General features: G+C 64.2%; 25 protein-coding genes. 12 read left to right on the top strand and 13 right to left on the bottom strand.

Translation table 11 applies throughout. From position 1 onward, the window contains the following. Positions 1 to 37: 37 nt before the first annotated feature. The 9 genes from QX132_RS27510 to urtA all read right to left on the bottom strand — a co-directional run bounded on the left by QX132_RS27510 (position 38) and on the right by urtA (position 8,016). Positions 38 to 577, bottom strand: coding sequence for an HD domain-containing protein (locus tag QX132_RS27510; RefSeq protein ID WP_316163331.1), 540 nt, complete (start codon positions 575 to 577; stop codon positions 38 to 40). 3 nt (positions 578 to 580) lie between these two features. Continuing rightward, on the bottom strand, positions 581 to 886 hold the full coding sequence (locus QX132_RS27505) for an urease subunit beta (RefSeq protein WP_315783675.1): 306 nt from the start codon (positions 884 to 886) through the stop codon (positions 581 to 583). A gap of 131 nt (positions 887 to 1,017) precedes the next feature. Continuing rightward, positions 1,018 to 1,320 (bottom strand): urease subunit gamma, encoded by a 303-nt coding sequence (locus QX132_RS27500; RefSeq protein ID WP_315734589.1) that lies wholly within the window; start codon positions 1,318 to 1,320, stop codon positions 1,018 to 1,020. A 48-nt stretch (positions 1,321 to 1,368) separates the two neighbouring features. Next, entirely contained in the window at positions 1,369 to 2,205 is an 837-nt protein-coding gene (locus QX132_RS27495) for an urease accessory protein UreD (RefSeq protein WP_316163330.1), read from the bottom strand. Positions 2,206 to 2,265: 60 nt separating this feature from the next. Beyond that, the gene (urtE, locus tag QX132_RS27490) at positions 2,266 to 2,961 is read right to left on the bottom strand and encodes an urea ABC transporter ATP-binding subunit UrtE (RefSeq protein ID WP_315734594.1); all 696 of its coding nucleotides are present in this window, start codon (positions 2,959 to 2,961) and stop codon (positions 2,266 to 2,268) included. 111 nt (positions 2,962 to 3,072) lie between these two features. Continuing rightward, a complete protein-coding gene (urtD, locus tag QX132_RS27485) occupies positions 3,073 to 3,834 on the bottom strand; it encodes an urea ABC transporter ATP-binding protein UrtD (RefSeq protein ID WP_315783679.1) in 762 nt (253 codons plus the stop codon). A gap of 4 nt (positions 3,835 to 3,838) precedes the next feature. After that, positions 3,839 to 5,002, bottom strand: a complete 1,164-nt coding sequence (gene urtC, locus QX132_RS27480) for an urea ABC transporter permease subunit UrtC (protein ID WP_315797063.1) — start codon at positions 5,000 to 5,002, stop codon at positions 3,839 to 3,841. After that, positions 4,999 to 6,561: an urea ABC transporter permease subunit UrtB gene (gene urtB, locus QX132_RS27475; protein ID WP_410052905.1), complete on the bottom strand. Its 1,563-nt coding sequence runs from the start codon at positions 6,559 to 6,561 to the stop codon at positions 4,999 to 5,001. Before urtB ends, urtC begins: the two co-directional genes overlap by 4 nt. Positions 6,562 to 6,693: 132 nt before the next feature. Further along, complete coding sequence (gene urtA, locus QX132_RS27470; RefSeq protein WP_316163328.1) at positions 6,694 to 8,016, bottom strand: urea ABC transporter substrate-binding protein; 1,323 nt, start codon at positions 8,014 to 8,016, stop codon at positions 6,694 to 6,696. A 509-nt stretch (positions 8,017 to 8,525) separates the two neighbouring features. Between urtA and QX132_RS27465 the strand changes: the two genes are divergently transcribed. From QX132_RS27465 to QX132_RS27455, 3 genes are all read left to right on the top strand, one after another. Beyond that, a complete protein-coding gene (locus QX132_RS27465) occupies positions 8,526 to 9,935 on the top strand; it encodes a DEAD/DEAH box helicase (RefSeq protein ID WP_315734604.1) in 1,410 nt (469 codons plus the stop codon). Between the two features lie 24 nt (positions 9,936 to 9,959). Further along, positions 9,960 to 10,250 carry a translation initiation factor IF-1 gene (gene infA, locus QX132_RS27460; protein WP_315734606.1) on the top strand — a complete coding sequence of 97 codons (291 nt, stop codon included), beginning with the start codon at positions 9,960 to 9,962 and terminating at the stop codon, positions 10,248 to 10,250. 301 nt (positions 10,251 to 10,551) lie between these two features. Further along, positions 10,552 to 10,764, top strand: coding sequence for a cold-shock protein (locus QX132_RS27455; RefSeq protein WP_006612155.1), 213 nt, complete (start codon positions 10,552 to 10,554; stop codon positions 10,762 to 10,764). Positions 10,765 to 10,968: 204 nt separating this feature from the next. Here the strand turns inward: QX132_RS27455 and QX132_RS27450 are convergent, their stop codons facing one another. The 4 genes from QX132_RS27450 to QX132_RS27435 all read right to left on the bottom strand — a co-directional run bounded on the left by QX132_RS27450 (position 10,969) and on the right by QX132_RS27435 (position 13,945). Then, positions 10,969 to 11,529 carry a TadE/TadG family type IV pilus assembly protein gene (locus QX132_RS27450; protein ID WP_315775477.1) on the bottom strand — a complete coding sequence of 187 codons (561 nt, stop codon included), beginning with the start codon at positions 11,527 to 11,529 and terminating at the stop codon, positions 10,969 to 10,971. Positions 11,530 to 11,611: 82 nt separating this feature from the next. Further along, entirely contained in the window at positions 11,612 to 12,157 is a 546-nt protein-coding gene (locus tag QX132_RS27445; RefSeq protein ID WP_315734610.1) for a TadE/TadG family type IV pilus assembly protein, read from the bottom strand. 324 nt (positions 12,158 to 12,481) lie between these two features. Beyond that, entirely contained in the window at positions 12,482 to 12,982 is a 501-nt protein-coding gene (locus tag QX132_RS27440; protein ID WP_315734613.1) for a pilus assembly protein N-terminal domain-containing protein, read from the bottom strand. Positions 12,983 to 13,117: 135 nt separating this feature from the next. Further along, positions 13,118 to 13,945: a sterol desaturase family protein gene (locus tag QX132_RS27435; protein ID WP_315775478.1), complete on the bottom strand. Its 828-nt coding sequence runs from the start codon at positions 13,943 to 13,945 to the stop codon at positions 13,118 to 13,120. Positions 13,946 to 14,397: 452 nt separating this feature from the next. Between QX132_RS27435 and QX132_RS27430 the strand changes: the two genes are divergently transcribed. The 9 genes from QX132_RS27430 (at position 14,398) to QX132_RS27390 (ending at position 23,315) form a co-directional block, all read left to right on the top strand. Then, positions 14,398 to 14,562, top strand: coding sequence for a Flp family type IVb pilin (locus tag QX132_RS27430; RefSeq protein ID WP_231317342.1), 165 nt, complete (start codon positions 14,398 to 14,400; stop codon positions 14,560 to 14,562). 326 nt (positions 14,563 to 14,888) lie between these two features. Beyond that, the gene (locus QX132_RS27425; protein WP_315753437.1) at positions 14,889 to 15,413 is read left to right on the top strand and encodes a prepilin peptidase; all 525 of its coding nucleotides are present in this window, start codon (positions 14,889 to 14,891) and stop codon (positions 15,411 to 15,413) included. Between the two features lie 126 nt (positions 15,414 to 15,539). Then, a complete protein-coding gene (cpaB, locus tag QX132_RS27420; RefSeq protein WP_315734619.1) occupies positions 15,540 to 16,340 on the top strand; it encodes a Flp pilus assembly protein CpaB in 801 nt (266 codons plus the stop codon). Positions 16,341 to 16,357: 17 nt separating this feature from the next. Next, positions 16,358 to 17,833: a type II and III secretion system protein family protein gene (locus tag QX132_RS27415; RefSeq protein WP_315735683.1), complete on the top strand. Its 1,476-nt coding sequence runs from the start codon at positions 16,358 to 16,360 to the stop codon at positions 17,831 to 17,833. 22 nt (positions 17,834 to 17,855) lie between these two features. Further along, positions 17,856 to 18,596 (top strand): CpaD family pilus assembly protein, encoded by a 741-nt coding sequence (locus QX132_RS27410; protein WP_315734622.1) that lies wholly within the window; start codon positions 17,856 to 17,858, stop codon positions 18,594 to 18,596. Beyond that, positions 18,593 to 19,861, top strand: a complete 1,269-nt coding sequence (locus tag QX132_RS27405; protein WP_315734624.1) for a CpaE family protein — start codon at positions 18,593 to 18,595, stop codon at positions 19,859 to 19,861. Before QX132_RS27410 ends, QX132_RS27405 begins: the two co-directional genes overlap by 4 nt. Positions 19,862 to 19,882: 21 nt before the next feature. Then, positions 19,883 to 21,346: a CpaF family protein gene (locus tag QX132_RS27400; protein WP_315734626.1), complete on the top strand. Its 1,464-nt coding sequence runs from the start codon at positions 19,883 to 19,885 to the stop codon at positions 21,344 to 21,346. An 11-nt stretch (positions 21,347 to 21,357) separates the two neighbouring features. Beyond that, positions 21,358 to 22,332 carry a type II secretion system F family protein gene (locus QX132_RS27395; RefSeq protein ID WP_315734628.1) on the top strand — a complete coding sequence of 325 codons (975 nt, stop codon included), beginning with the start codon at positions 21,358 to 21,360 and terminating at the stop codon, positions 22,330 to 22,332. 8 nt (positions 22,333 to 22,340) lie between these two features. Then, positions 22,341 to 23,315, top strand: a complete 975-nt coding sequence (locus tag QX132_RS27390; protein ID WP_315734630.1) for a type II secretion system F family protein — start codon at positions 22,341 to 22,343, stop codon at positions 23,313 to 23,315. Positions 23,316 to 23,388 lie beyond the last annotated feature (73 nt).

Here is a 23,388-nt window from a genome sequence, read left to right as displayed (position 1 = left end):
CTCTGCTTGTCTTGATTTCGAGACGCTGGCGAACCGCTCACAGCGTCCCCCGCGCGTTGGCAACCGTCTCGTCGAACAGCGCATCGAGCCGCACGTTCACGCCGCGGCAGCCGGCGACGACCTGCTCGGCCCAGCCGAGATACTCCATCAGCTCCAACTGCTGCTCGAGGTCCGGCTCGAAGAAGATGCGCGCGCGGATATTGCTGATCTTGTCGGCGATCTTGATCTGCTTAGCACCAGCCGATTTGCCGGGAGCCGCGATGACCTGGACCGCGCGCCGCTCGCTCTTCGGCAGGGTCATGTCGTCGGTGACCTCCTCCACCATCCCGGCGACGCGCGGGCCGAAGCGCTGCGTCAGCTCGTCGTGGGTGGTGTCGGTGTCCTCGATGGTGTCGTGCAGCCAGCCGGCCGCGACGAGCTCGGCGTCCTCGCCGTCGCAGGTTGCCGACAGGATGTTCGCGACCTCGGCGAGATGATTGATGTAAGGCTCCTCGTCGCGGCCCTTGCGCTGCTGGCCGGCATGACGGCACGCCGCCAGTTCGGCGGCTTCGGAGACGAGGCGTAATCCGGTCAGCATCGTCTACAGCTTGCCCATGACGTCGCCGCGGAAGCCGTAGACGGTGCGCTTGCCGGCGAGCGCGACCAGTTGCACGTCGCGGGTCTGGCCTGGCTCGAAACGCACGGCCGTGCCGGCCGCGATGTCGAGGCGCATGCCGCGGGCTTTTTTCCGGTCGAATTTCAGCGCCGGATTGGTCTCGAAGAAGTGGTAGTGCGAGCCGACCTGGATCGGGCGGTCGCCGGTGTTGGCGACCGAGAGCGTCACGGTCTTGCGGCCGGCATTGAGCTCGATGTCGCCGTCCTGAATGAAGAGTTCGCCGGGGATCATGAGTTACCTCGCAGGTTTCCACTGCGTCATGGCCGGGCTTGACCCGGCCATCCACGTTTTTCCATTCAGATCGAACAGCGTGGATGCCCGGGTCAAGCCCGGGCATGACGACCGAAAGAGTTGGGCTCGCTTCACCGGATCGGCTCGTGCACCGTGACGAGCTTGGTGCCGTCCGGAAACGTCGCCTCGACCTGGATGTCGTGGATCATCTCGGGGATGCCGAGCATCACCTGGTCGCGGGTCAGGACCTGGGCGCCGGCCTGCATCAAATCGGCCACGGTGCGGCCGTCGCGCGCGCCTTCCAGGATGAAATCGGAGATGATCGCGACCGCCTCGGGATGGTTCAGCTTGACGCCGCGCTCGAGTCTGCGGCGGGCCACGATGGCCGCCATCGAGATCAAGAGCTTGTCCTTTTCGCGGGGAGACAGGTTCATGCGGACTCTCTGGTGATCGCCTTCTGGTAATCGTCGGTTTGTAAACGTCTAGTTGAGCCACAGCCGCGGCAGCGGCCTATTCGAAGCACAGCCGAGCACCGCCATCATGTCGGCGCGCAGACTCGCGGCATCTTGGGCACAGAAGCGCGCCATTGCAAATCCATTCCAGGCCGACAGCCCGGCCTCGCCCCGGAAGGCCGGCAGGCTCTCCCTGATACGCTCGACCAGCGCGGCGTCCCCGGGCACGATAAGCGCGGTCCCGATCGCCGCGCCGCCCTTGGCGATGGCGGGCTGCGCAAGCTTTGCGCCGATGTCGCCGTCGAGGCGGATCGTTTCGGCGAACACGAGCTTACCGCCGCGCCGAACCCGCCAGCGATCGACGAACTCGCCCTCCCGCATCGTCTCCCCCATGGCTGTGCGCCCGAACACGACGATCTCGCAGAGCAGGAGGGAGGCGGTATCGGCAAGGTCGATGTCGATGCGGCGATGGATACGGGCGCGGTCGAACAGGATGGTCTCCTGCGGCAGCCAGGAGATGTGCGCGTTCGCCGCGGCCGTCAGCGCAATGTCGAGCTCCGCCGGCTTTCCGGCCGCGCGGTAGACCTTTTCCGCTGCGGCGCTCGAGAGCGTCACGCGGCTGCCTTCGCCGGCCGCGACCTCGATTGCGAAACGATCGCCGCCGGCGATTCCGCCCGCGGTATTGACGAACATCGCCGACAGACTGTCGTCCTCGGGCGAGGGAAAGCGCACCCGCAGCGAGCCGGATTCATGCAGATGATGACGCCGCGTCATGCCGTCCTGCAGCCGCACGTCGAAGCGCACCGCGCCGCGGGCGCGGTTGGCCTCGAAGATGTCGGCAGCGGCGTCGGCGGGATCGGCCCGCATCGATCCCCTCCCCCTGGGACCAGACGCGGGGCGAGTCCGCGTCGAGAAGCTACGTGATGATCAGAGCGCCATCTGGCGGCTGATCTCGGCCGGATCGAGGTTGGCGCGGGTGCAGGTAAATTTTACCGCGCCGCGATCCATGACCGCGAAGTTGTCGCCGAGTTCGCAGGCAAAGTCGAGATACTGCTCGACCAGCACGATCGCGATGTTGCCGAGATTGCGCAGATACGAAATCGCCCGGCCGATGTCCTTGATGATCGAGGGCTGGATGCCCTCGGTCGGCTCGTCCAGCAGCAGGACCTTTGGCCGCATCACCATGGCGCGGCCGATCGCGAGCTGCTGCTGCTGGCCGCCGGAGAGATCGCCGCCGCGCCGACCGAGCATCGATTCGAGCACCGGAAACAGCGAGAACACGTCATCGGGGATGCTGCGGTCGGCGCGCTTCAGGGGGCCGAAGCCGGTCTTGAGGTTCTCCTCGACCGTCAGCAGCGGGAAGATCTCGCGGCCCTGCGGCACGAAGCCGATGCCCTTGCGCGCCCGCTCATAGGGCTTGAGATGGGTGATGTCGGCGCCGTCGAAGGTGATGGTGCCGGAGGCCAGCGGATACTGCCCGACCAGCGCCCGAAGCAGCGAGGTCTTGCCGACGCCGTTGCGGCCGAGCACGCAGGTGACCTTGCCGGGCTCCGCCGCGATCGAGACGCCGCGCAGCGCCTGGGCGGCGCCGTAATAGAGGTTGATGTTGTCGACGGTGAGCATCAGCGACCTCCGGCCGCTGATGGGCGAATGGCGAATGGCGAATAGCGAATAGATTGAATTCTCTGCGTCATCGTCCCTTGCCCTATTCGCTACTCGCCATTCGCCGGCCGACTAACGGCCCAGATAGACCTCGATCACCCGCTCGTTCGACGACACCTGATCGATGGTGCCCTCGGCCAGCACCGTGCCTTCATGCAGGCAGGTGACCTTGACGCCGAGCTCGCGCACGAAGGTCATGTCGTGCTCGACGACCATGACGGTATGATCCTTGTTGATTTCCTTGAGCAGCTCGGCGGTCTGATGCGTCTCGACGTCCGTCATGCCGGCCACCGGCTCGTCGACCAGCAGGAGCTTCGGGTCCTGCGCCAGCAGCATGCCGATCTCCAGCCACTGCTTCTGGCCATGCGACAAGCTGCCGGCGAGCTTGCGCCTGAGGTCCTTGAGCCGCACGGTTTCGAGCACCTTGTCGATCTGCTCGGCTTCGCTTCTCGATCCGCGCCAGAACAGCGTGCCCTTGACGCTGTGGTCGACATTGAGGGCGAGCAGCAAATTGTCCTCGACCGACTGGCTCTCGAACACCGTCGGCTTCTGGAACTTGCGGCCGATCCCGAGCTCGGCGATGCGGGTCTCGTCGAGGCGAGTGAGATCCGTCTTGCCGTCGAACAGCACCGTGCCCTCGTCGGGCTTGGTCTTGCCGGTGATGATGTCCATCATCGTGGTCTTGCCGGCGCCGTTCGGGCCGATGACGGCGCGCATCTCGCCGGGCTCGAGCGTCAGCGAGAGATTGTTGATGGCGTGGAAGCCGTCGAAGGAGACGTGCACGCCGTCGAGATAGAGCAGCGACGACGTCGCGCGGGTATCCATCACGTTCATGCGCTCACTCCGCCATCTTGGGTTCGGTGACGCCGTCCTCGCGGGCGGCGCTCTCGGCGTTGGGCGTCTTGGTGCCGAGTTGATCCCACCACGTATTGAACGTGCCGATGATGCCCTTGGGCAGCAGCAGGGTGACGAGCACGAACAATGCGCCGAGCATGAACAGCCAGTACGGTGCCAGCACGCCCGAGGTGAAGAACGTCTTGGCGTAGTTCACGACGACGGCGCCGAGCGCAGCGCCGACCAGCGTGCCGCGGCCGCCGACCGCGACCCAGATCACGGCCTCGATCGAATTGCCGGGCGCGAACTCGGATGGGTTGATGATGCCGACCTGAGGAACGTAGAGCGCACCGGCGACGCCAGCCATGCACGCCGACAGCGTGAACACGAACAGCTTGTAGGACTCGACGCGATAGCCGAGGAAACGCGTCCGCGACTCGGCGTCGCGGATCGCGATCAGCACCTTGCCGAGTTTCGACGACACCACGGCCCGGCAGATCAGGAAGGCGAGAATGAGCGCGACGCAGCTCAGCGCGAACAAGGCGGCACGGGTGCCCTCCGCCTGGACGTTGAAGCCGAGGATGTCCTTGAAGTCGGTCAGGCCGTTGTTGCCGCCGAAGCCGAAATCATTGCGGAAGAAGGCGAGCAGCAGCGCGTAGGTCATCGCCTGGGTGATGATCGACAGATACACGCCGGTGACGCGCGAGCGGAAGGCGAGCCAGCCGAAGCAGAAGGCGAGCAGGCCGGGCACCACGAGCACCATCAAAGCTGCGAACCAGAACATGTCGAAGCCGTGCCAGTACCAGGGCAGCTTGGAATAGTTCAGGAACACCATGAAGTCCGGCAGGATCGGATTGCCGTAGACGCCGCGGGTGCCGATCTGGCGCATCAGATACATGCCCATCGCATAGCCCCCGAGCGCGAAGAACGCGCCGTGACCGAGCGAGAGGATGCCGCAATAACCCCAGATCAGGTCGATGGAGAGCGCCAGGATGGCGTAGCAGACATATTTGCCCCACAGCGCGACCAGATAGGTCGGCACCTGCAGCGCCGAGCCGGCCGGCAGCAGCAGGTTGGACAGCGGGATCAGGATGCCGCAGGCCGCAACGATCAGCACGAAGATGGTCGCGGCGCGGTCCAGCGACCTCGTCAGCATATGCGGCATCATGCTTCCACCGCCCGGCCCTTGAGCGCGAACAGGCCGCGAGGGCGCTTCTGAATGAACAGGATGATCAGCACCAGGATCGCGATCTTGCCGAGCACGGCGCCGGCGACCGGCTCCAGGAACTTGTTGGCGATGCCGAGCGTGAAGGCGCCGACCAGGGTGCCCCAGAGATTGCCGACCCCGCCGAACACCACGACCATGAAGGAATCGATGATGTAGCTCTGGCCAAGGTTGGGGCTGACATTGTCGATCTGCGACAGCGCCACGCCGGCGATGCCGGCGATGCCCGACCCCAGCCCGAAGGTGAGCGCATCGACGCGCGAGGTGGCGATGCCCATCGACGCCGCCATGCGCCGGTTCTGCGTCACGGCGCGCATTTCCAGACCGAGCGCGGTGTAGCGCAGCATCGCGAGCAGGATCGCGAACACGGCCATCGTGAAGCAGAGGATCCAGAGCCGGTTATAGGTGATGGTGATCTGGCCGAGCTCGAACGCGCCGCTCATCCAGGAGGGATTGCCGACTTCGCGGTTGGTCGGGCCAAACGCGGAGCGCACCGCCTGCTGCAGGATGAGCGAGAGGCCCCAGGTCGCGAGCAGCGTCTCGAGCGGCCGCCCGTAGAGGAAGCGGATGATGGTGCGCTCGATCAGCACGCCGATGGCTCCGGCCACCAGGAAGGCGAGCGGCGCGGCAATCAAGAGCGAGTAGTCGAACAGCGCCGGATAGCTGGTGCGGATGACCTCCTGGACCACGAAGGTGGTGTAGGCGCCGAGCATCACCATCTCGCCATGGGCCATGTTGATGACGCCCATGACGCCGAAGGTGATGGCAAGCCCGATGGCGGCCAGCAGCAGCACCGAGCCGAGCGACAGGCCGTACCAGGCATTCTGCACGCCGGACCAGATCGCGAGCGAGCTCTGGATCGAAGCGACGGCACCTGCCGCGGCCTTGGCGACGCTTGCGGGCTGATCGCCACTGCTGATCTCGGTGAGCAGCGCCAGCGCCTCCTGGTCGCCGCGCGCCTTCACGGTGGCTACCGCTTCGAGCTTGTCCACCTCGCTGGCATCGGACTTGAACAGGAGAATTGCGGCGCGGGCCTCGGCGAGCGCCTGCTTGACCGAACGATTGGTTTCCTTGGCGAGCGCCGTTTCCACGGTCGGCAGCGTCGCCTCGTCATGCGATTTGAACACCGACTTGGCGGCCGACAGGCGCGTGTTCACGTCCGGCGACAGCAGGGTCAGGCCGCCCAACGCGGCGTCGACGCTGCGGCGCAGGCGGTTGTTGAGGCTGACCGCCGCGGCGTTGTCGGGCAGCTTGTCGACGGCGGCGCCGGTGGCGGCATCGATGATCTTGCCGTCGGTCTGCTTGACATAGACCTTCTTGGTGTCGGCATCGAACATCAGCCGCTCATCCTGCAGCGCGCTGATGATCGGATAGGCCAGCGGATTGCCCGACACGGCGATCTCGCCCACCGCATCATCGGTGTCGGAGAAATCGTCATTGGCGAACTTGGCGACGGACTCTTCGAAGCTGGCCGCGAATGCAGGCGCGGCCACGGCAATCAGGACAATAGAAAGAAGAATGCGACGAAGAATCGCGCGAACAATTGCAGGCACTGGACAACCCCGGCAGGAGGAAGTGAGAAGGCGGCGCTATCCACCGCCTTCTCCAGTCGTGACTTGGACGTCAGATCGATCTCAGGTGCCCGAGCCCAGGCACTTGTTGGTCTTGACGTTGAAGTTGCCGCACTTCTTGCCGACCCAGTCGCCGATCAGGTCCTTGGAACCCTCGAGCTCCTTCGACCAGGCGTCGCCCGGGACGAGGTCCTTGGTCTTGTAGACGACGCTGAACTGGCCATCGCCCTTGATCTCGCCGATGAACACCGGCTTGGTGATGTGGTGGTTCGGTAGCATCTTCGACACGCCGCCGGTCAGGTTCGGGGCCTCGGTGCCAGGGAGGGCGTCGATGACCTTGTCCGGATCGGTCGACTTCACCTTCTCGACCGCCTTCACCCACATGTTGAAGCCGATCACGTGCGCTTCCATCGGGTCGTTGGTCACGCGCTTCGGGTTCTTGGTATAGGCCTGCCAATCCTTGATGAACTTCTCGTTGGCCGGGGTTTTGATCGACTCGAAGTAGTTCCAGGCGGCGAGATGGCCGACCAGCGGCTTGGTGTCGATGCCGGCGAGCTCTTCCTCACCCACCGAGAACGCGACGACCGGGATGTCCTTGGCCTTGATGCCCTGGTTGCCGAGCTCCTTGTAGAACGGAACGTTGGCGTCGCCGTTGATGGTCGAGACCACCGCGGTCTTCTTGCCGGCCGAACCGAACTTCTTGATGTCGGCGACGATCGTCTGCCAGTCCGAGTGACCGAACGGCGTGTAGTTGATCATGATGTCGTCCTGAGCCACGCCCTTCGACTTCAGGTAGGCTTCCAGGATCTTGTTGGTGGTGCGCGGATAGACGTAGTCGGTGCCGGCCAGCACCCAACGCTTCACCTTCTCTTCCTTCATCAGGTAGTCGACCGCCGGGATCGCCTGCTGGTTCGGCGCCGCACCGGTGTAGAACACGTTGCGCTCGCTCTCCTCGCCCTCGTACTGGACCGGGTAGAACAGGATGCTGTTGAGTTCCTTGAATACCGGCAGCACCGACTTGCGCGACACCGAGGTCCAGCAGCCGAACACGACCGCGACCTTGTTCTTGGTGATCAGCTCGCGCGCCTTCTCGGCGAACAGCGGCCAGTTCGACGCGGGATCGACGACGACGGCCTCGAGCTTCTTGCCGAGCACGCCGCCCTTCTTGTTCTGTTCGTCGATCAGAAACAGGATCGTATCCTTCAGCGTGGTTTCGCTGATGGCCATGGTGCCGGACAGAGAATGCAGAACACCAATCTTGATGGTGTCGTCGGCAGCCATGGCCGGGCCGAAGCCGGCGACGCCGAGCGCCAGGCCGGCAGCAGCAGCCAGCCAGCGACGGCGGCTGAATGGCGCCGTTAATTCCTGAGTGAGTCGAGTAAGCATGAGGTAATATCTCCCTGACGCAGACGTGCTTCACAGCCAAGGCGGCCGGCGGTCTGCGGCGGAAGAATCGCAAGAAGCATGCCATGCCGTTCACATCTCGTAAGCCATTGATCCCAATCTGGAACTTTGGCCAATCGCAACGGAAGGTCGCAATCTCGTGCCGCCGGTTTAGGCAGGCACGGTGATCATTCGGCTGGCATCGAGCACACGATTTATGCACTTTGTTTTGAATGGCTAAAATTAAAGCAGCAGAGTACCGGCTCAATCGCCGATCCGTTGCGCACCGGCCTTGAAAGTGCCGCCAGTCTGTTCCATATATCTGATAGATCGAGGCGAATCGGCCGGATCTTTGCAAGCCGCGTGTTCTTTAGCTCGTTCAGAGCTTCTGGCTTCGCATTCTCACCCATCCAATCTCGACGCTCCAAACACGCGGGTGTCTCTTCAACCACCCACCCGCGTCCGGCTGGCTGCCGACACGGGCCTCATCCTCTTATGGAAAGCCCAATCTTTTGACATCCTTTCAGGATTTTAACCTCGCCGACGCGCTGACGCGCGCGCTGAAGGAAGAGAACTACACCACCCCCACCCCGATCCAGGCACAGACCATCCCGCTCGCCCTCGAAGGCCGCGACGTGATCGGCATCGCCCAGACGGGAACCGGCAAGACCGCCTCGTTCGCCCTGCCGATCCTGCACCGCCTGCTGCAGAACCGGATCAAGCCGCAGCCGAAGACGGCGCGCGTGCTCGTTCTGAGCCCGACCCGCGAACTGTCCGGCCAGATCCTCGACAGCTTCAACACCTATGGCCGCCACATCCGCCTGACCTCGGCGCTCGCGATCGGCGGCGTGCCGATGGGACGCCAGGTCCGCGCGCTCATGCCGGGCCTCGAGGTGCTGGTCGCCACGCCTGGCCGGCTGCTCGACCTCGTCCAGGGCAACGCCGTGAAGCTGAACCAGGTCGAGTTCCTGGTGCTCGACGAAGCCGACCGCATGCTCGACATGGGCTTCATCAACGACATCCGGAAGATCGTCGCCAAGCTGCCGATCAAGCGGCAGACGCTGTTCTTCTCGGCCACCATGCCGAAGGACATCGCCGAGCTCGCGGACGCCATGCTGCGCGACCCCGCGCGGGTCGCGGTGACCCCCGTTTCCTCGACGGTCGAGCGCATTGCCCAGCGCGTGATCCACGTCGACCACTCGGCCAAGCCGAACCTTCTGGCTCAGTTGCTCAAGCAGGAGCCGGTCAACCGCGCGCTGGTGTTCACCCGTACCAAGCACGGCGCCGACAAGGTCGTGAAGAGCCTGGAAAAGGCCGGCATCCCCGCCCAGGCGATTCACGGCAACAAGTCACAGAACCACCGCGAGCGCACCCTCGCAGCGTTCCGCACCGGCGAGATCCGAACCCTGGTCGCAACCGACATCGCGGCCCGCGGCATCGACGTCGACGGCGTCAGCCATGTCGTGAATTTCGACCTGCCCAACGTGCCGGAGACCTACGTCCACCGCATCGGCCGCACGGCACGCGCCGGCGCTGAAGGCATCGCGATTTCGCTCGTCGCCGGAGCGGATGAGCTGTCCTACCTTCGCGACATCGAGCGGCTGATCAAGATCTCGCTGCCGCGCGACGATCGCCGCACGCCGGGCCTCCGCGAGGCCGCGGCACCGGCCAAACCGCCTCAGCGTGGCGGCCGTCCTGGCATGCAGAATGCGCGGACCAACGAGGGTGGCACCGCCGCAAAAGGCCCTCGCCGTCGCCGTCGTTCCAATGCTAAGATGGCGCCTCTGCCAGGCAATCGTCAGGAGCCCCAGCGGCCGTCGCAAGGCGGCGGCAAGGCCGGGTCGATTCAAGGCGTTGCTTTCCTGCATCGCGAGGGCAGACCCAAAAACCACGCTCACAACCGCAACCAACGGCCAAACTAGACGTCTATCGATCTGGAGAGAGACATGGCTAAGGAAGAGCTGATCCAGTTCGAAGGGCTGGTCACCGAAATCCTTCCCGACGCGCGCTACCGGGTACAACTCGATGCGGGGCACGAAATCGTCGCCTACACCGCCGGCAAGATGAAAAAGAATCGCATCAAGACGCTCGCGGGAGACCGCGTGACCGTCGAGATGTCGCCCTATGATCTGGAAAAGGGCCGGCTGATCTTCCGCCACAAGGACGAGCGCCCCAGCTCGACCGGCGGACCTCCGCGTGGCGCAGCGCAGCGCGGCGGCCAGTTCCGGCGGCGCTAGAGCCTTGGGCGGAGCAATGGTTCCGCCCAACCCAGCGAATTGATCAACTCTTGCGCAATCAGCGACAATTCAGCGCGTCGGCCTCGAGCCGGCGCGTCAAAAAATCATGCGCCCTCGCGCAGCTCAGGATTGTTTTGCGCGGGCATTTCCAATAGTATATCCCGCAATCGATTTTCGGCCGGACGAGATTAGCTATTACCGGTACAGCCGGTTCAGACGCTGACGACCCTTCCAAAAATTCGATCTAACCAGCCCAGGAATCTGGGTTACGCATTTGATATCTGAGAAGGGAACTACCCCCGTGAGCATGGGAACCGTGAAGTGGTTTAACGCAACCAAGGGCTATGGCTTCATTCAGCCGGATGACGGCGGCAACGACGTGTTCGTGCACATCAGCGCCGTCGAGCGCGCTGGTCTCGGCACGCTGCGCGAAGGCCAGAAGATCTCCTACGAGATCGTGGCGGACCGCCGTTCGGGCAAGTCGTCGGCCGATAATCTCCGCGCCGCCAATTGAGCGACGCCAGGGTAATCGCCTGCGCGATTGCCCGCCTGGACAACGAAAGGCCGCCTTGCGCGGCCTTTTTTATTGCCTGCTTTTTGCTACGTGAATGCCCATCGCCGCGCTCTGCTCGCCCGAAAGACCGCATGTCGCGCCGGTTCGCAGGCGCGTGCGACCGCGGCCCCGGCGCGGGCGGGCTCCGTTGCGGCAGCCCTCACCTCAGCAGTAGGTCGCCGGGCTATACATCACACAGGTCGACTGCCGCGGGCGGGTATAGGCGACGTCGCTGAGATTGACGCCCGTCTTGCCCATGACGTAGCCGATCGTCGGAACGTACTGGTAGTTCACCTCGCTGAAGATCAGATAGGTGCCGGACACCAGCAATTCAGCCGGCACGCCGACCGTCATGCCGACGGTTCGCGGTGTCGACCCCTTGCTCCACTTCACCGTCGCCTGCTTGGTGGTGGGATCGACATAGAGCTCGGTGATCGTCGCATTCACCGGCGTGGTGGAATAGGGGTACATGATGCCGGTCGAGGCGGCGAAGAAGTTCGACATGTCGCTATCGCCGACCGTGGTCGATTGCGATGTCAGATCCGACAGGGTTCGCGCCATCAAGGTGACCTTGCGGTCGACGGCGATCGCCGAGCAGAATTCGACCGTGCCGAAGAACATCACCAGCATCAGCGGCACGATGAATGCGAATTCGGTGGCCGCGACACCGCGTCGATCGGCGGCAAAGGCGTCGATGCGACGCCACAGGCGCAGGCTCGAAGACATACCCGGCATTCTTCCCAACGGCATGATGAATTCCTGGTGTCCCTCTGAAGGAGCTCGCGAGAGCCTTGTCGTGAGAGCCGTGTTATGAATACGGCTCGTTCTTGAATGCGGCCGTGCCCACCAGCAACCGCTTGCTGCCGCTCAGGTTGGCGATGTTGTAGCCGAGCCCCGTCACGAAGATCGGCCATTGATAGAACAGCCTGACGACGACGATGTCTCCGGCGGCACCCGGGCTGTAGGTCATGTTGTTGACGAAGTTGCCGCTGTTGTCGATCTGGTTGCTGATCGAGACGCTCCCGAACGAGGAGTAGCTCTTCACGTCGATATAGATCTTGTTGCAGTCGAACAGCGCGGGAACCTGGGTGCAGACGTAGCTCGCGAACTGCGCCTGCGTATAGGCGCCCTGTTGCGCCTGTCCGGTCAGGATCATGCGCGCCGAGTCCTGCGTGATCGTCTCGAGCACCTGGCCGGCAAAGAACATCAGCGCCGTTTCGATGATCGCGAACAGCAGCGCGAAGAAGACCGGCGCGACCAGCGCGAATTCGAGCGCGGCCGACGCCCGCCGGTTGCGTCGGAAGCGGCGCAGCATCCGGCGCATCGAAGCGGTCGAGGAGACGGGGGCTTGCATGGGTTCATCCGGACTGGAAAGGCACATCAATCTGAGCGAAAGGAATAGCGGAAACTCCTTGGGAAAGGGTTTCCCACGATGCGGACAGTATGGCCTGCCGCATCAACGTCCCGCTAACCGTGCTTGGGGGTTCGCACGCAGCCAGCCCTTCGAGACAGCGCGTCACCGCCCGATCCGATCATCGAAACCAAACGAGAAACCAAACGAATCGGGCGACCCAGCCGCAGCACCAGCGGCAAGGCTCGCCGCATCGTCGGCGCGGACACGCGTGGAGAGGCGGTCAGGCGCTGCCATCGACCCGGGCAGGCGTGGCAAGGCCAGCGCTCAGTTGGTCTTCGAGGCCGCCGCCGCGTTACCGCTCGCCGTGCTGGACATCGTTCCAGCCTGGTCGAGCACCGATTTGAAGTAGTTGTCGCCGTCGCCCAAGGTCACCCGGCGCTGGCAGATCGGCATGCAGCTATAGGTCTCACGGTCGACGCCGCGATACACCGTCACGAGCTGGTCGGTGGGCCCGGCGACCTGGATCTGGCGATCGATCAGCACCTGTCCGCCACGATCCATCGCAATGAAGTTGGTGGCACCGTAGCTCTTGCCGGTGACGACGATGATGCCGCCGCTCTGCAAGGTCACATCGGCGATCATCGGATTGCCGACGACGAGGGTCGCGACCCGATCGGGCAGCTTGACCAGCTTGGCCTGGTCGACATTCACGGCGATGGCGGGATCAGGCTCCGCCAAGGCGGCAGCCGGCCACAGCAGCACCGCGGCGACAGCTGCCCGCAATGCGAAGGAAACACTAGGACGACGTGACACACAGAACGACATACTCAAACCCCGGGACATTGACGAGCCGTCTCAAGCGATACGCAGCGGTGACGGCGCCCGACGCGGCAAATCTGCGCTCAATTGGTGAATGATCTGCAAACGTCGCCATTTGATCTGGGGCGGTTGCAAAACCCCTCATCGCCGGAACGGAAACGCGAGCTGGCCGCCGAACTCACCGGGCATCGTCGCCTCGTCCTTGCCGTAGGCCATGGGCAACTGCCCCGCCGGCATCCGGAACGTGCCGAACAGGATGTCCCAGATCGGGAACGTGCCGGCGAAGTTGGTATTGCCGCCCTGCTCCATCGACGTGTGGTGCCAGCGGTGGAAGACGGGCGTGGCGAGGACATATTTCAGCGGACCCAGCGTCCAGTTGAGATTGGCGTGCACGAAGGCCGAATGGAACGTGGTGAATGGTCCGACCCAGATCATGACATTGGGCGAGATGCCGGCCATCAAGAGAATGACGTCGACCGCGATCGTGCCGAGGATCAAGTTGATCGGATGGAAGCGGGCAGCCGAAATCCACTCCAGATCCTCCGACGAGTGGTGAACCGCGTGGTATTTCCAGAACTCGCCGCCATGGAACAGACGATGCGTCCAGTACAGCATGAAGTCGGAGAGCACGAGGAAGAGCATCCCCTGCAGCCATTCGGGAAGCTGCGCCAGCGGGCCGTGCCCGTTCTCATAGAAGGCGATCAACTCGTCGGCGTCGCGGATCTTGAAGAGAACGCTGGCGCCGAGCACGAGAAAGCCGATGCGGAGCACCCGGGCGAACACCGGCACGAAGAACCAGTAGACCACGTCGGTGACGAGCTCGCGCTTCTGCCACCACGGCTTGCCGGGATTGCAGGCCCAGAAGTGACTGAGCACCGAGAACACCACCGCCAGCACCAAGGTGATCGGCAACACCTTCTCGATGGTCTGGCCGAGCATCAGCGCGACTTCCCATGGCAGACCGGACATCACATTCCTCATCTCGTGAACTGTTCCGAGGGGTACTCCTTGGCGCTTAAGGAGCCGTGAACCTCGGCGCCGGCAAAACCGCTCTGCCTATCGGCCCAGCGCGATCGACATCGAGCCGCATGCTCCGCCAGCCAGGTCGACACGGCCATATGCATATAGTGCGGAATGCGGAGCAGGCCCCGCGATGGACCGGTCGGGCATGATCGCCGAAACCCTGCGCTCATCTTTTCAACGAGACCGACCGCGGCGCGACCATGCATCATTTCGAATGATCGCGCCGCGCTTCATCCTATGTTTACTCTGCACAATAACAGCCATTTGTCGCCGTGTTTCGGCGACCGAATTAACTACGCCGAAATTCCTGCCCCCTAGGGTGGCCGCATGGTCACGGTGCTGAGAACGCCGCAACGACCAGAGTTTGTTCGACCAGCCACGTGTACATGGAGTTACCTATGAAGAATCTTCTTGCTCGCTTCGTGAAGGATGAATCCGGCGCGACCGCGATCGAATACGGTCTGATCGCCGCCGGCATCTCGCTCGCGATCATTGCCGCGGTGAACGGTCTCGGCTCCAGCCTGAGCTCCAAGTTCGGCGCGATCAACACCTCGCTGAAGTAAGCGGTCGTCACGGCCGAGCAAAGAAGGCCCCGGACATCCGGGGCCTTTATCATTTCCACATTCAGCTTCGCGGCGTTCAGTGATGCGTAACCACGTTTTGTCCGCAGCCGCGTCCCGGCCCCCGCCCAGCGGGGCCGACGTCGCCTTGCGTTGGATCTGCGGCGGCCTCGGCCTGTCCATCCTCGCTCTCGCGGCCCGCATCGTCAGCGTCTGGTGAGATCGACAACCAGCCGGCCATTCCGGCTGTTTCCCGATCGTTCATTTCTTGCAGCTAGGCTCTGGCGCAGCGGCGCACCCATGCGCCGCGTCGATGCCATTGAGAGCCCATGACCCTCGATCTCGCGCGCCTTCTGCTGTTTCCGGCCCTGATGGCCTTTGCCGCGGCGAGCGATCTGTTCACGATGACCATTTCGAACCGGGTCTCCCTGGCGCTCGTCGCCGGCTTTCTGGTTCTGGCGCCGCTGAGCGGCATGAGCATGGCTGACATGCTCATGCACCTCGGCGCAGGCGCGACCCTGCTGGTGATTGCTTTCACCTGCTTTGCATTCGGCTGGATCGGCGGCGGTGACGCCAAGGTCGCATCCGCCGCCGCGCTGTGGTTCGGCTTCGCCCACCTGATGAACTACCTATTGTACGCCTCGATCTTCGGCGGCGTGCTCACTCTCGCCATCATGCAGTTCCGGCAATGGCCGTTGCCCTACATGCTGGCGGGACAACCCTGGCTTGCACGCCTGCACGCCAAGGAGAGCGGCGTGCCCTATGGCATCGCGCTCGCCCTGGGCGCTCTGATGGTCTATCCGGAGACCGATTGGGTGAAGGCGATCGACGCTGCGCGTCTTGCATTGCTCTGAAAGCACCGTGTCAACGCGGTGTTAAGGCGATTTAGATACGCCTCATTAACCATGCTTTGACGAATAACTGCTCAACTCCCATCACGGCGGCGGAAACGTCGCGGCGTCATGTGGAAAGTGAAGCGTATGAATACCGCACGCATTGTGGTTCTGACCATCGCTGTAGGCGCTGGCGGCGTGGCCGCATATCTCGCGAGCGGGTCCGACGACCGGCCGGCTCAAGTTGCCGCGCCCGCGCCGCAGATGCCCACCGTCGACGTTCTCGTCGCCAAGGGCGACATCGCCCTCGGCCAATCGCTCAAGCCCGAAGATCTGCAGTGGCAGAGCTGGCCGGCGGCCACGGCCAGCTCCAGCTTCATCCGGCGCAGCGAGCGGCCCGAAGGACAGACGCAGATAACAGGCACGATCGCGCGAGCGCCGTTCATTGCCGGCGAACCCATCCGCGAACAGAAGCTCGTCAAGGCCGACGGCTCGGGCTTCATGGCCGCGATCCTGCCCGCCGGCATGCGCGCCGTTTCCACCGAGATTTCTCCGGAGACCGGCGCCGGCGGCTTCATCCTGCCGAACGACCGCGTCGACGTGATCCTGTCCAAGCGCGAGCGCAATCCGGATCAGCCCAACGCGGGCGACGTCGTCAGCTCCGATATCATCCTGTCGAACATCCGCGTGCTGGCGATCGATCAGGCTCCGAAGGAAAAGGACGGCCAGACCACGGTGGTCGGCAAGACCGTCACGCTGGAGCTGAAGCCGGAACAGGCCGAGACGCTCGCGCGTGCCCGTCAAACCGGAACGCTGTCCCTGGCGCTCCGCAGCATCGCCGACGTCAACGTGGCCGAGCACCGCACGGACGAGACCAGCCGCAAGCGCAGCGACAGCGTTGCCGTCGTCCGCTTCGGCATTCCCAGCACGATGACGACGCAGAAGTGAGCAAGAGGACCGCCAAGATGACCTGCAGCGAAAATCAGCGGAAGATGCGGACCCTGTTGGTCCGCGCGCTGTCGTTTTCGGCCGCCGCTGCGCTGACCCTCAATCCGGCGATCGCGCCGGTGATCGCGGCAGACTACCGCCCGGCGACCGCCGCCGCCGCGGACGGCCAGATCAATGCACGCTTCCTTGCGCTCGGCATCGGCAAGTCCGTCGTCATCGATCTGCCGCGCGACATCAAGGACGTTCTCGTCGCCGATCCGAAGATCGCGAATGCCGTCGTGCGCTCCGCCCAGCGCGCCTACATCATTGGTGCGGCGATCGGCCAGACCAATATCGTCTTCTTCGACGCGCAGGGCCAGCAGATCGCGGCCTACGACATCGCGGTCAAGCGCGACCTGAACGGCGCGCGGGCGGCGCTGAAGCAGTTGCTGCCGAATGCCGATATCCAGATCGAAGGCCTCGCCGACAGCATCGTGCTGACCGGCTCGGCGTCAAGCCAGATCGAAGCCCAGCAGGCCGGCGAACTCGCCGCCCGGCTCGCCGGCGGCGCCGACAAGGTCGTCAACTCGATCACCGTGCGCGGCCGCGACCAGGTCATGCTGAAGGTGACGGTCGCCGAGGTGCAGCGCTCGATCGTCAAGCAGCTCGGCATCGATCTCTCCGGCCAGCTCAACTATGGAACGGCCGTCGTCAAATTCGCCAACTCCAATCCGTTCACGGCCTATGGCAGCAATCTGGTCTCGAACAATGCCGTAAGCGCTGCGTTCGGAGCGGCTCCGACGGTGCAGGCGACGCTGCGCGCGATGGAGAACGCGGGCGTGATCCGTACCCTCGCGGAACCCAATCTGACCGCCATCTCGGGCGAGTCCGCGACCTTCATCGCCGGCGGCGAGTTTCCGGTTCCTGCCGGCTACTCCTGCGATCCGACGACCCATGTCTGTACGACGCAGATCAGCTTCAAGAAGTTCGGCATCTCGCTCAACTTCACGCCCGTCGTGCTCAGCGAGGGCCGGATCTCGATGCGGGTGATGACCGAGGTCTCGGAGCTCTCAAACGAGAACTCGATCACGCTGTCGCAAGCCGTCAGCTCGACGACGGTCAACTCGTTGACGGTTCCTTCGATCAAGACCCGGCGTGCCGAGACCACGCTGGAAATTCCCTCCGGCGGCGCCATGGCGATGGCCGGCCTGATCCAGCAGCAGACCAAGCAGGCGATCAGCGGCATGCCGGGCCTGATGCAGCTGCCGGTCCTCGGCGCGCTGTTCCGCAGCCGCGACTACGTCAACAACCAGACCGAACTGATGGTTCTGGTGACGCCGTTCGTCGTCCGCGCCGTGGCACAGAAGGATCTCTCCCGCCCAGACGACGGCTTCGCGGCCGCGTCCGACCCCCAGGCCGATCTCCTGGGCAGCATCAACCGCATCTACGGCGTACCCGGCCGGGCCGAACCCGGACGCAACTATCGCGGCACCTATGGCTTCATCACGGACTGAGCCGGGACAAGGACCTGCAACGATGACCATCACATCCAGCCCCGCTCGATACCGCCGCCTGCCCCTTGCCGCAGCGCTCGCCGGAGCCGCAGCCCTGCTCGGCGCCTGCAACTACACCAGAGACGCTGCCACCACGGCGAGCATCCCGGACGACTACCGGCTGCGCCACCCGATTGCGATCCAGGAGGCCCCGGACTCCCTGGTGGTCTTCGTCGGCCAGGGCCGTGGCGGCCTGACCGCCGAGCAGCGCGCCGACGTGATGGGACTGGCCCAGGGCTGGATTCGCCAAGGCACGGGCGCGATCAGCGCCGACGTGCCGAGCGGCACCCCCAATGCACGGGCGGCCGCCGACTCGATGCGGGAGATCCACTCCCTGCTTGCCGCCGCCGGCGTTCCGCCGCACGGCATCACCGTACGCAATTATCAGCCGAAGGACCCGCGCCAGATGGCCGCGATCCGGCTGAGCTATCCTAAAATGTCGGCCACGGTCGGGCCCTGCGGCGTCTGGCCGGACGACCTCGGGCCGTCGATCAAGAACAAGAACTGGTTCGACAACAAGCCTGACTGGAACTACGGCTGCGCCTACCAGCGCAACATGGCGGCAATGGTCGCAAACCCGTCTGATCTCGTGCAGCCGCGATCCGAAACGCCGTCCTATACCACCCGGCGCACGGCGTTGTTCGACAAATATCGCAAGGGACAATCAACCGCGATCACGTATCCAGAGGCCGACAAGGCCAAACTCAGCGACACAGGCAAATGATCAGCTACGCCCGACAGACCCAAGAGGAGCAGCCTGACGTCGTGCCGCCGCCGGCCGACGATCACATCGCGCCCGCGCCGCGCGTGTCCGTGCAGGCGTTCTGTGAGACGGTGGAAACCGCCGCGACGGTTCAGGCCGCCGGTGAGGACCGGCGCCTCGGCAAGGCGCATCTGAAGGTTCAGATGGGCGGCATGGCGGCGGCGATCGAGGCCTACCGGTCGGCACCGACCCCGAACGTCATCATCCTGGAGACGGATGCGCGCACCGACATCCTGGCAGGCCTGGATCAGCTCGCCACGGTTTGCGACCCGGGCACGCGCGTCGTCGTGATCGGCCGCGTCAACGACGTCACGCTGTATCGCGAGCTGGTGCGGCGCGGCGTCAGCGACTATGTGCTGTCGCCGGTGACGCCGATCGACGTCGTCCGCTCGATCTGCAACCTGTTCTCGGCGCCAGAGGCCAAGGCCGTCGGGCGCATCATTGCCGTCGTCGGCGCCAAGGGTGGCGTCGGAGCTTCGACCCTCGCCCATAACATCGCCTGGGCGATCGCGCGCAACCTGTCGATGGATTCCGTCGTGGCCGACCTTGATTTGGCGTTCGGCACCGCCGGCCTCGACTACAACCAGGATCCCGCGCAGGGCATCGCGGACGCGGTGTTCTCGCCGGACCGGATCGACATCGCCTTCATGGACCGGCTGTTGTCGAAATGCACCGATCATCTGAGCCTGCTGGCCGCGCCCGCGACGCTCGACCGGGTCTACGATTTCGGCGCCGAGGCATTCGATGCGGTCTTCGATACGCTGCGGGCCTCGATGCCCTGCATCGTGCTCGACGTTCCGCATCAATGGGCAGGCTGGACCAAGCGGGCGCTGATCTCCGCGGACGACATCCTGATCGTGGCGGCGCCGGATCTCGCCTCGCTGCGCAACACCAAGAACATGTTCGATCTCCTCAAGGCCGCCCGGCCGAACGATCGCATGCCGCTCTACTGCCTGAACCAGGTCGGCGTTCCCAAGCGGCCCGAGATCAATGCGAGCGAGTTCGCCAAGGCGATCGAAAGCCCGCCGATCGCGACGATCCCGTTCGAGCCGCAGATCTTCGGCGCCGCCGCCAACAACGGCCAGATGATTGCGGAAATGTCTCCCAGTCATCGGACGACGGAGATGTTTCTCCAGATTGCGCAGCGGCTCACCGGCCGCAGCGAGACCAAGAAGCCGAAAGGCTCCTTCCTGTCGCCTCTGCTGGACAAGCTGAGGGCGAAGTAGGCACGCGTGGAGTTCTAAGTCGTGTTTGGTAAGCGTAGCGGATTGGACAACGATACCAGGACCCTCAGGCCGGCCGCGCCAGCGCCCGAGCCGGCGCCGGCTGCACCACGCGCGGCGTCTCCGGCCGTGCCGTCGCCACCTCTGGCTCCGACCCGGCAGGCTCCGCCGCCGCCGCCACCGGTTGTCGAGGCCCGGCGTTCGGACAGTTACTATCAGGTCAAGGCGACGATCTTCGGAGCGCTGATCGAAGCGATCGATCTCGCTCAGCTGGCCAAGCTCGACGGCGAATCCGCGCGCGAGGAAATCCGCGACATCGTCAATGAGATCATCGCGATCAAGAATATCGTGATGTCGATCGCCGAGCAGGAGGAACTGCTCGACGATATCTGCAACGACGTGCTCGGCTATGGCCCGCTGGAGCCGCTGCTGTCGCGCGACGACATCGCCGACATCATGGTCAACGGCGCCGGTACGGTCTTTATCGAAGTCAACGGCAAGATCCAGCGCACGGGCATCCGGTTCCGCGACAACCAGCAGCTCCTGAACATCTGCCAGCGCATCGTCAGCCAGGTCGGCCGCCGCGTCGACGAATCCTCGCCGATCTGCGACGCGCGTCTCGCCGACGGCTCGCGCGTCAACGCCATCGTTCCGCCGCTTGCGATCGACGGCCCCGCGCTCACCATTCGTAAGTTCAAGAAGGACAAGCTGACCCTCGATCAGCTGGTCAAGTTCGGCGCGATCTCGCCGGAGGGCGCGGAGATCCTGCAGATCATCGGCCGCGTCCGCTGCAACGTGCTGATCTCCGGCGGTACCGGTTCGGGCAAGACCACGCTGTTGAACTGCCTGACCAACTATATCGATCACGACGAGCGCGTCATCACCTGCGAGGACGCCGCCGAGCTCCAGCTGCAGCAGCCACACGTGGTGCGCCTCGAAACCCGGCCGCCCAACATCGAAGGCGAAGGCCAGGTGACGATGCGAGAGCTGGTGAGAAACTGCCTGCGTATGCGCCCCGAACGCATCATCGTCGGCGAGGTCCGCGGACCCGAGGCCTTCGACCTGCTGCAGGCCATGAACACCGGTCACGACGGATCGATGGGCACGCTGCACGCCAACAACCCGCGCGAAGCCTTGTCCCGCTGCGAATCCATGATCACGATGGGCGGCTTCTCGCTGCCGTCACGGACCATCCGTGAGATGATCTGCGCCTCGATCGACGTCATCGTCCAGGCGGCGCGCCTGCGCGACGGCTCCCGCCGCATCACGCACATCACCGAGGTGATGGGCATGGAAGGCGACACCATCATCACCCAGGACATCTTCCTCTACGACATGATCGGCGAGGACGCGAACGGCAAGATCATCGGGCGCCACCGCTCGACCGGAATCGGCCGGCCGCGGTTCTGGGAGCGTGCGCGCTACTACGGCGAAGAGAAGCGGCTTGCGGCTGCACTCGACGCCGCCGAAGTCGCGAGCAAGGACTGAGGAGAGACCCCATGAAGCTTCAGGCTCTCGCCCTTGCCTTCCTCGCCGCCACCGCGATCGGCGGCATCGCCTGGGTGTTCCTTTATCCCCTGCTGTCGGGTGAGCGGAAGGCCGAGCAGCGGCGCAGCACCGTCGCCAAGTCCGAGCCGGTGGTCCGCCAGGCCGAACGCAGTCAGCGCTCGCGCCGGGAGCAGGTCGAGTCGTCGCTGAAGGATCTCGAGGCGAAGGCCCAGAAGCAGAGCAAAGTCCCGCTGAATATGCGGATTTCGCAGGCTGGGCTCGACTGGACCGTGCAGAAGTTCTGGATCGTTTCCGGCGTCCTCGGCTTCGTCGTCTGCGCGGTCGCCTTCTTCGCCGGTGGCGGCCCGCTCGGCGCGCTCGGGCTCGGCTTCGCTGCAGGTCTCGGTTTGCCGCGCTGGATCCTCGGCTACCTCAAGAAGCGGCGCGAGAAGAAATTCCTGGCAGCATTGCCGGACGCCGTCGACGTGATCGTGCGCGGCATCAAGGCGGGCCTGCCGCTGTTCGAATCGATCAAGGTCGTCGCCGCCGATGCGCCGGAGCCCTTGCGCAGCGAGTTCCTCGCGATCATCGAGACCCAGGCGATCGGCATGCCGCTCGGCGAGGCCTGTGCGCGGCTGTATGAGCGTATGCCGCTGCCGGAAGCCAACTTCTTCGGCATCGTCATCGCGATCCAGCAGAAGTCGGGCGGCAACCTCTCCGAGGCTCTCGGCAACCTCTCGAAGGTGCTGCGCGACCGCAAGAAGATGAGCGAGAAGATCCAGGCGATGTCGATGGAAGCCAAGGCCTCCGCGGGCATCATCGGATCGCTGCCGCCGATCGTGATGCTGCTGGTCTATCTGAGCACGCCCGACTACATCTCGCTGCTCTGGACCCATCCGACCGGCCAGCTGATGCTGGTCGGCTGCGTGATCTGGATGTCGATGGGCATCCTGGTCATGAAGAAGATGATCAATTTCGATTTCTGAGGTGGACCATGGTCGACTTTCTGGTCACCAAGCTGCACGACCCGCACTTCATGACGATGTTCTTCGCCGCCATCGCGGCGACGGCCACCGTCTATACGCTGATCATGCCGCTGTTCGCGGGCGAAAACCTGAACAAGCGCATGAAGGCGGTCGCCAGCGAACGCGAGCGGATCAAGCAGCGTGAGCGCGAGCGGTTGAACGCCGGCGAGAAGGTCTCGCTGCGGCAGACGCCGAAGCAGCTCATCTCTCGTGTCGTGGAGGATTTCAACCTCACCAAATGGCTCGCCCAGGAAGCGGCCCGCGAGAAGCTCATCATGGCGGGCTACCGCGGCCAGGCGCCCTACATCACTTTCCTGTTCGCGCGCATGGTGACGCCGCTGGTGCTGTTCGTCGGCTCCGTGCTGTACGTCTTCGTGATCGCCAATCTGCAGAAGTCGATGCCGGTCAAGATCGGCATCTGCGTCGGCATGGCCTATCTCGGCCTGCAGGCGCCGATGCTGTTCCTCAGCAATGCGATCTCCAAGCGCCAGTTGTCGATCAAGCGCGCCTTTCCCGACGCGCTCGACCTGCTGCTGATCTGCATCGAGTCCGGCATGTCGATCGAGGCCGCCTTCCGCCGGGTGGCGATCGAGATCTCGAGCCAGTCGATCGCGTTGTCGGAGGAGTTCACGCTGACCACCGCGGAGCTCTCCTACCTGCAGGACCGCAAGGTCGCCTATGAGAACCTCGCCCGCCGCACCGGCCTGGAGGGCGTGAAGTCGGTCTGCCTCGCGCTCCAGCAATCGGAGCGATACGGCACGCCGCTTGGACAGTCGCTGCGCGTGATGGCGCAGGAAAATCGCGACATGCGCATGAACGAGGCCGAGAAGAAGGCCGCGGCGCTGCCGCCGAAGCTGACGGTGCCGATGATCCTGTTCTTCCTGCCGGTGCTGTTCGTGGTCATTTTGGGACCGACCGGCATCAAGGTCGCGGCCATGCAGTAGACGTAGACCGCTCGCGAGAAATTTCGCTTGCGGTCGCGGCTCTACCCTGGAAGCTAGGCTGAGCATGATCGAG

The organism is Bradyrhizobium sp. SZCCHNRI20481 (assembly GCF_032485055.1).
GTDB lineage: Bacteria > Pseudomonadota > Alphaproteobacteria > Rhizobiales > Xanthobacteraceae > Bradyrhizobium.
Note: the sequence above shows the minus strand (reverse complement) of the source record. Positions and strands in the feature narration are given on the sequence as shown.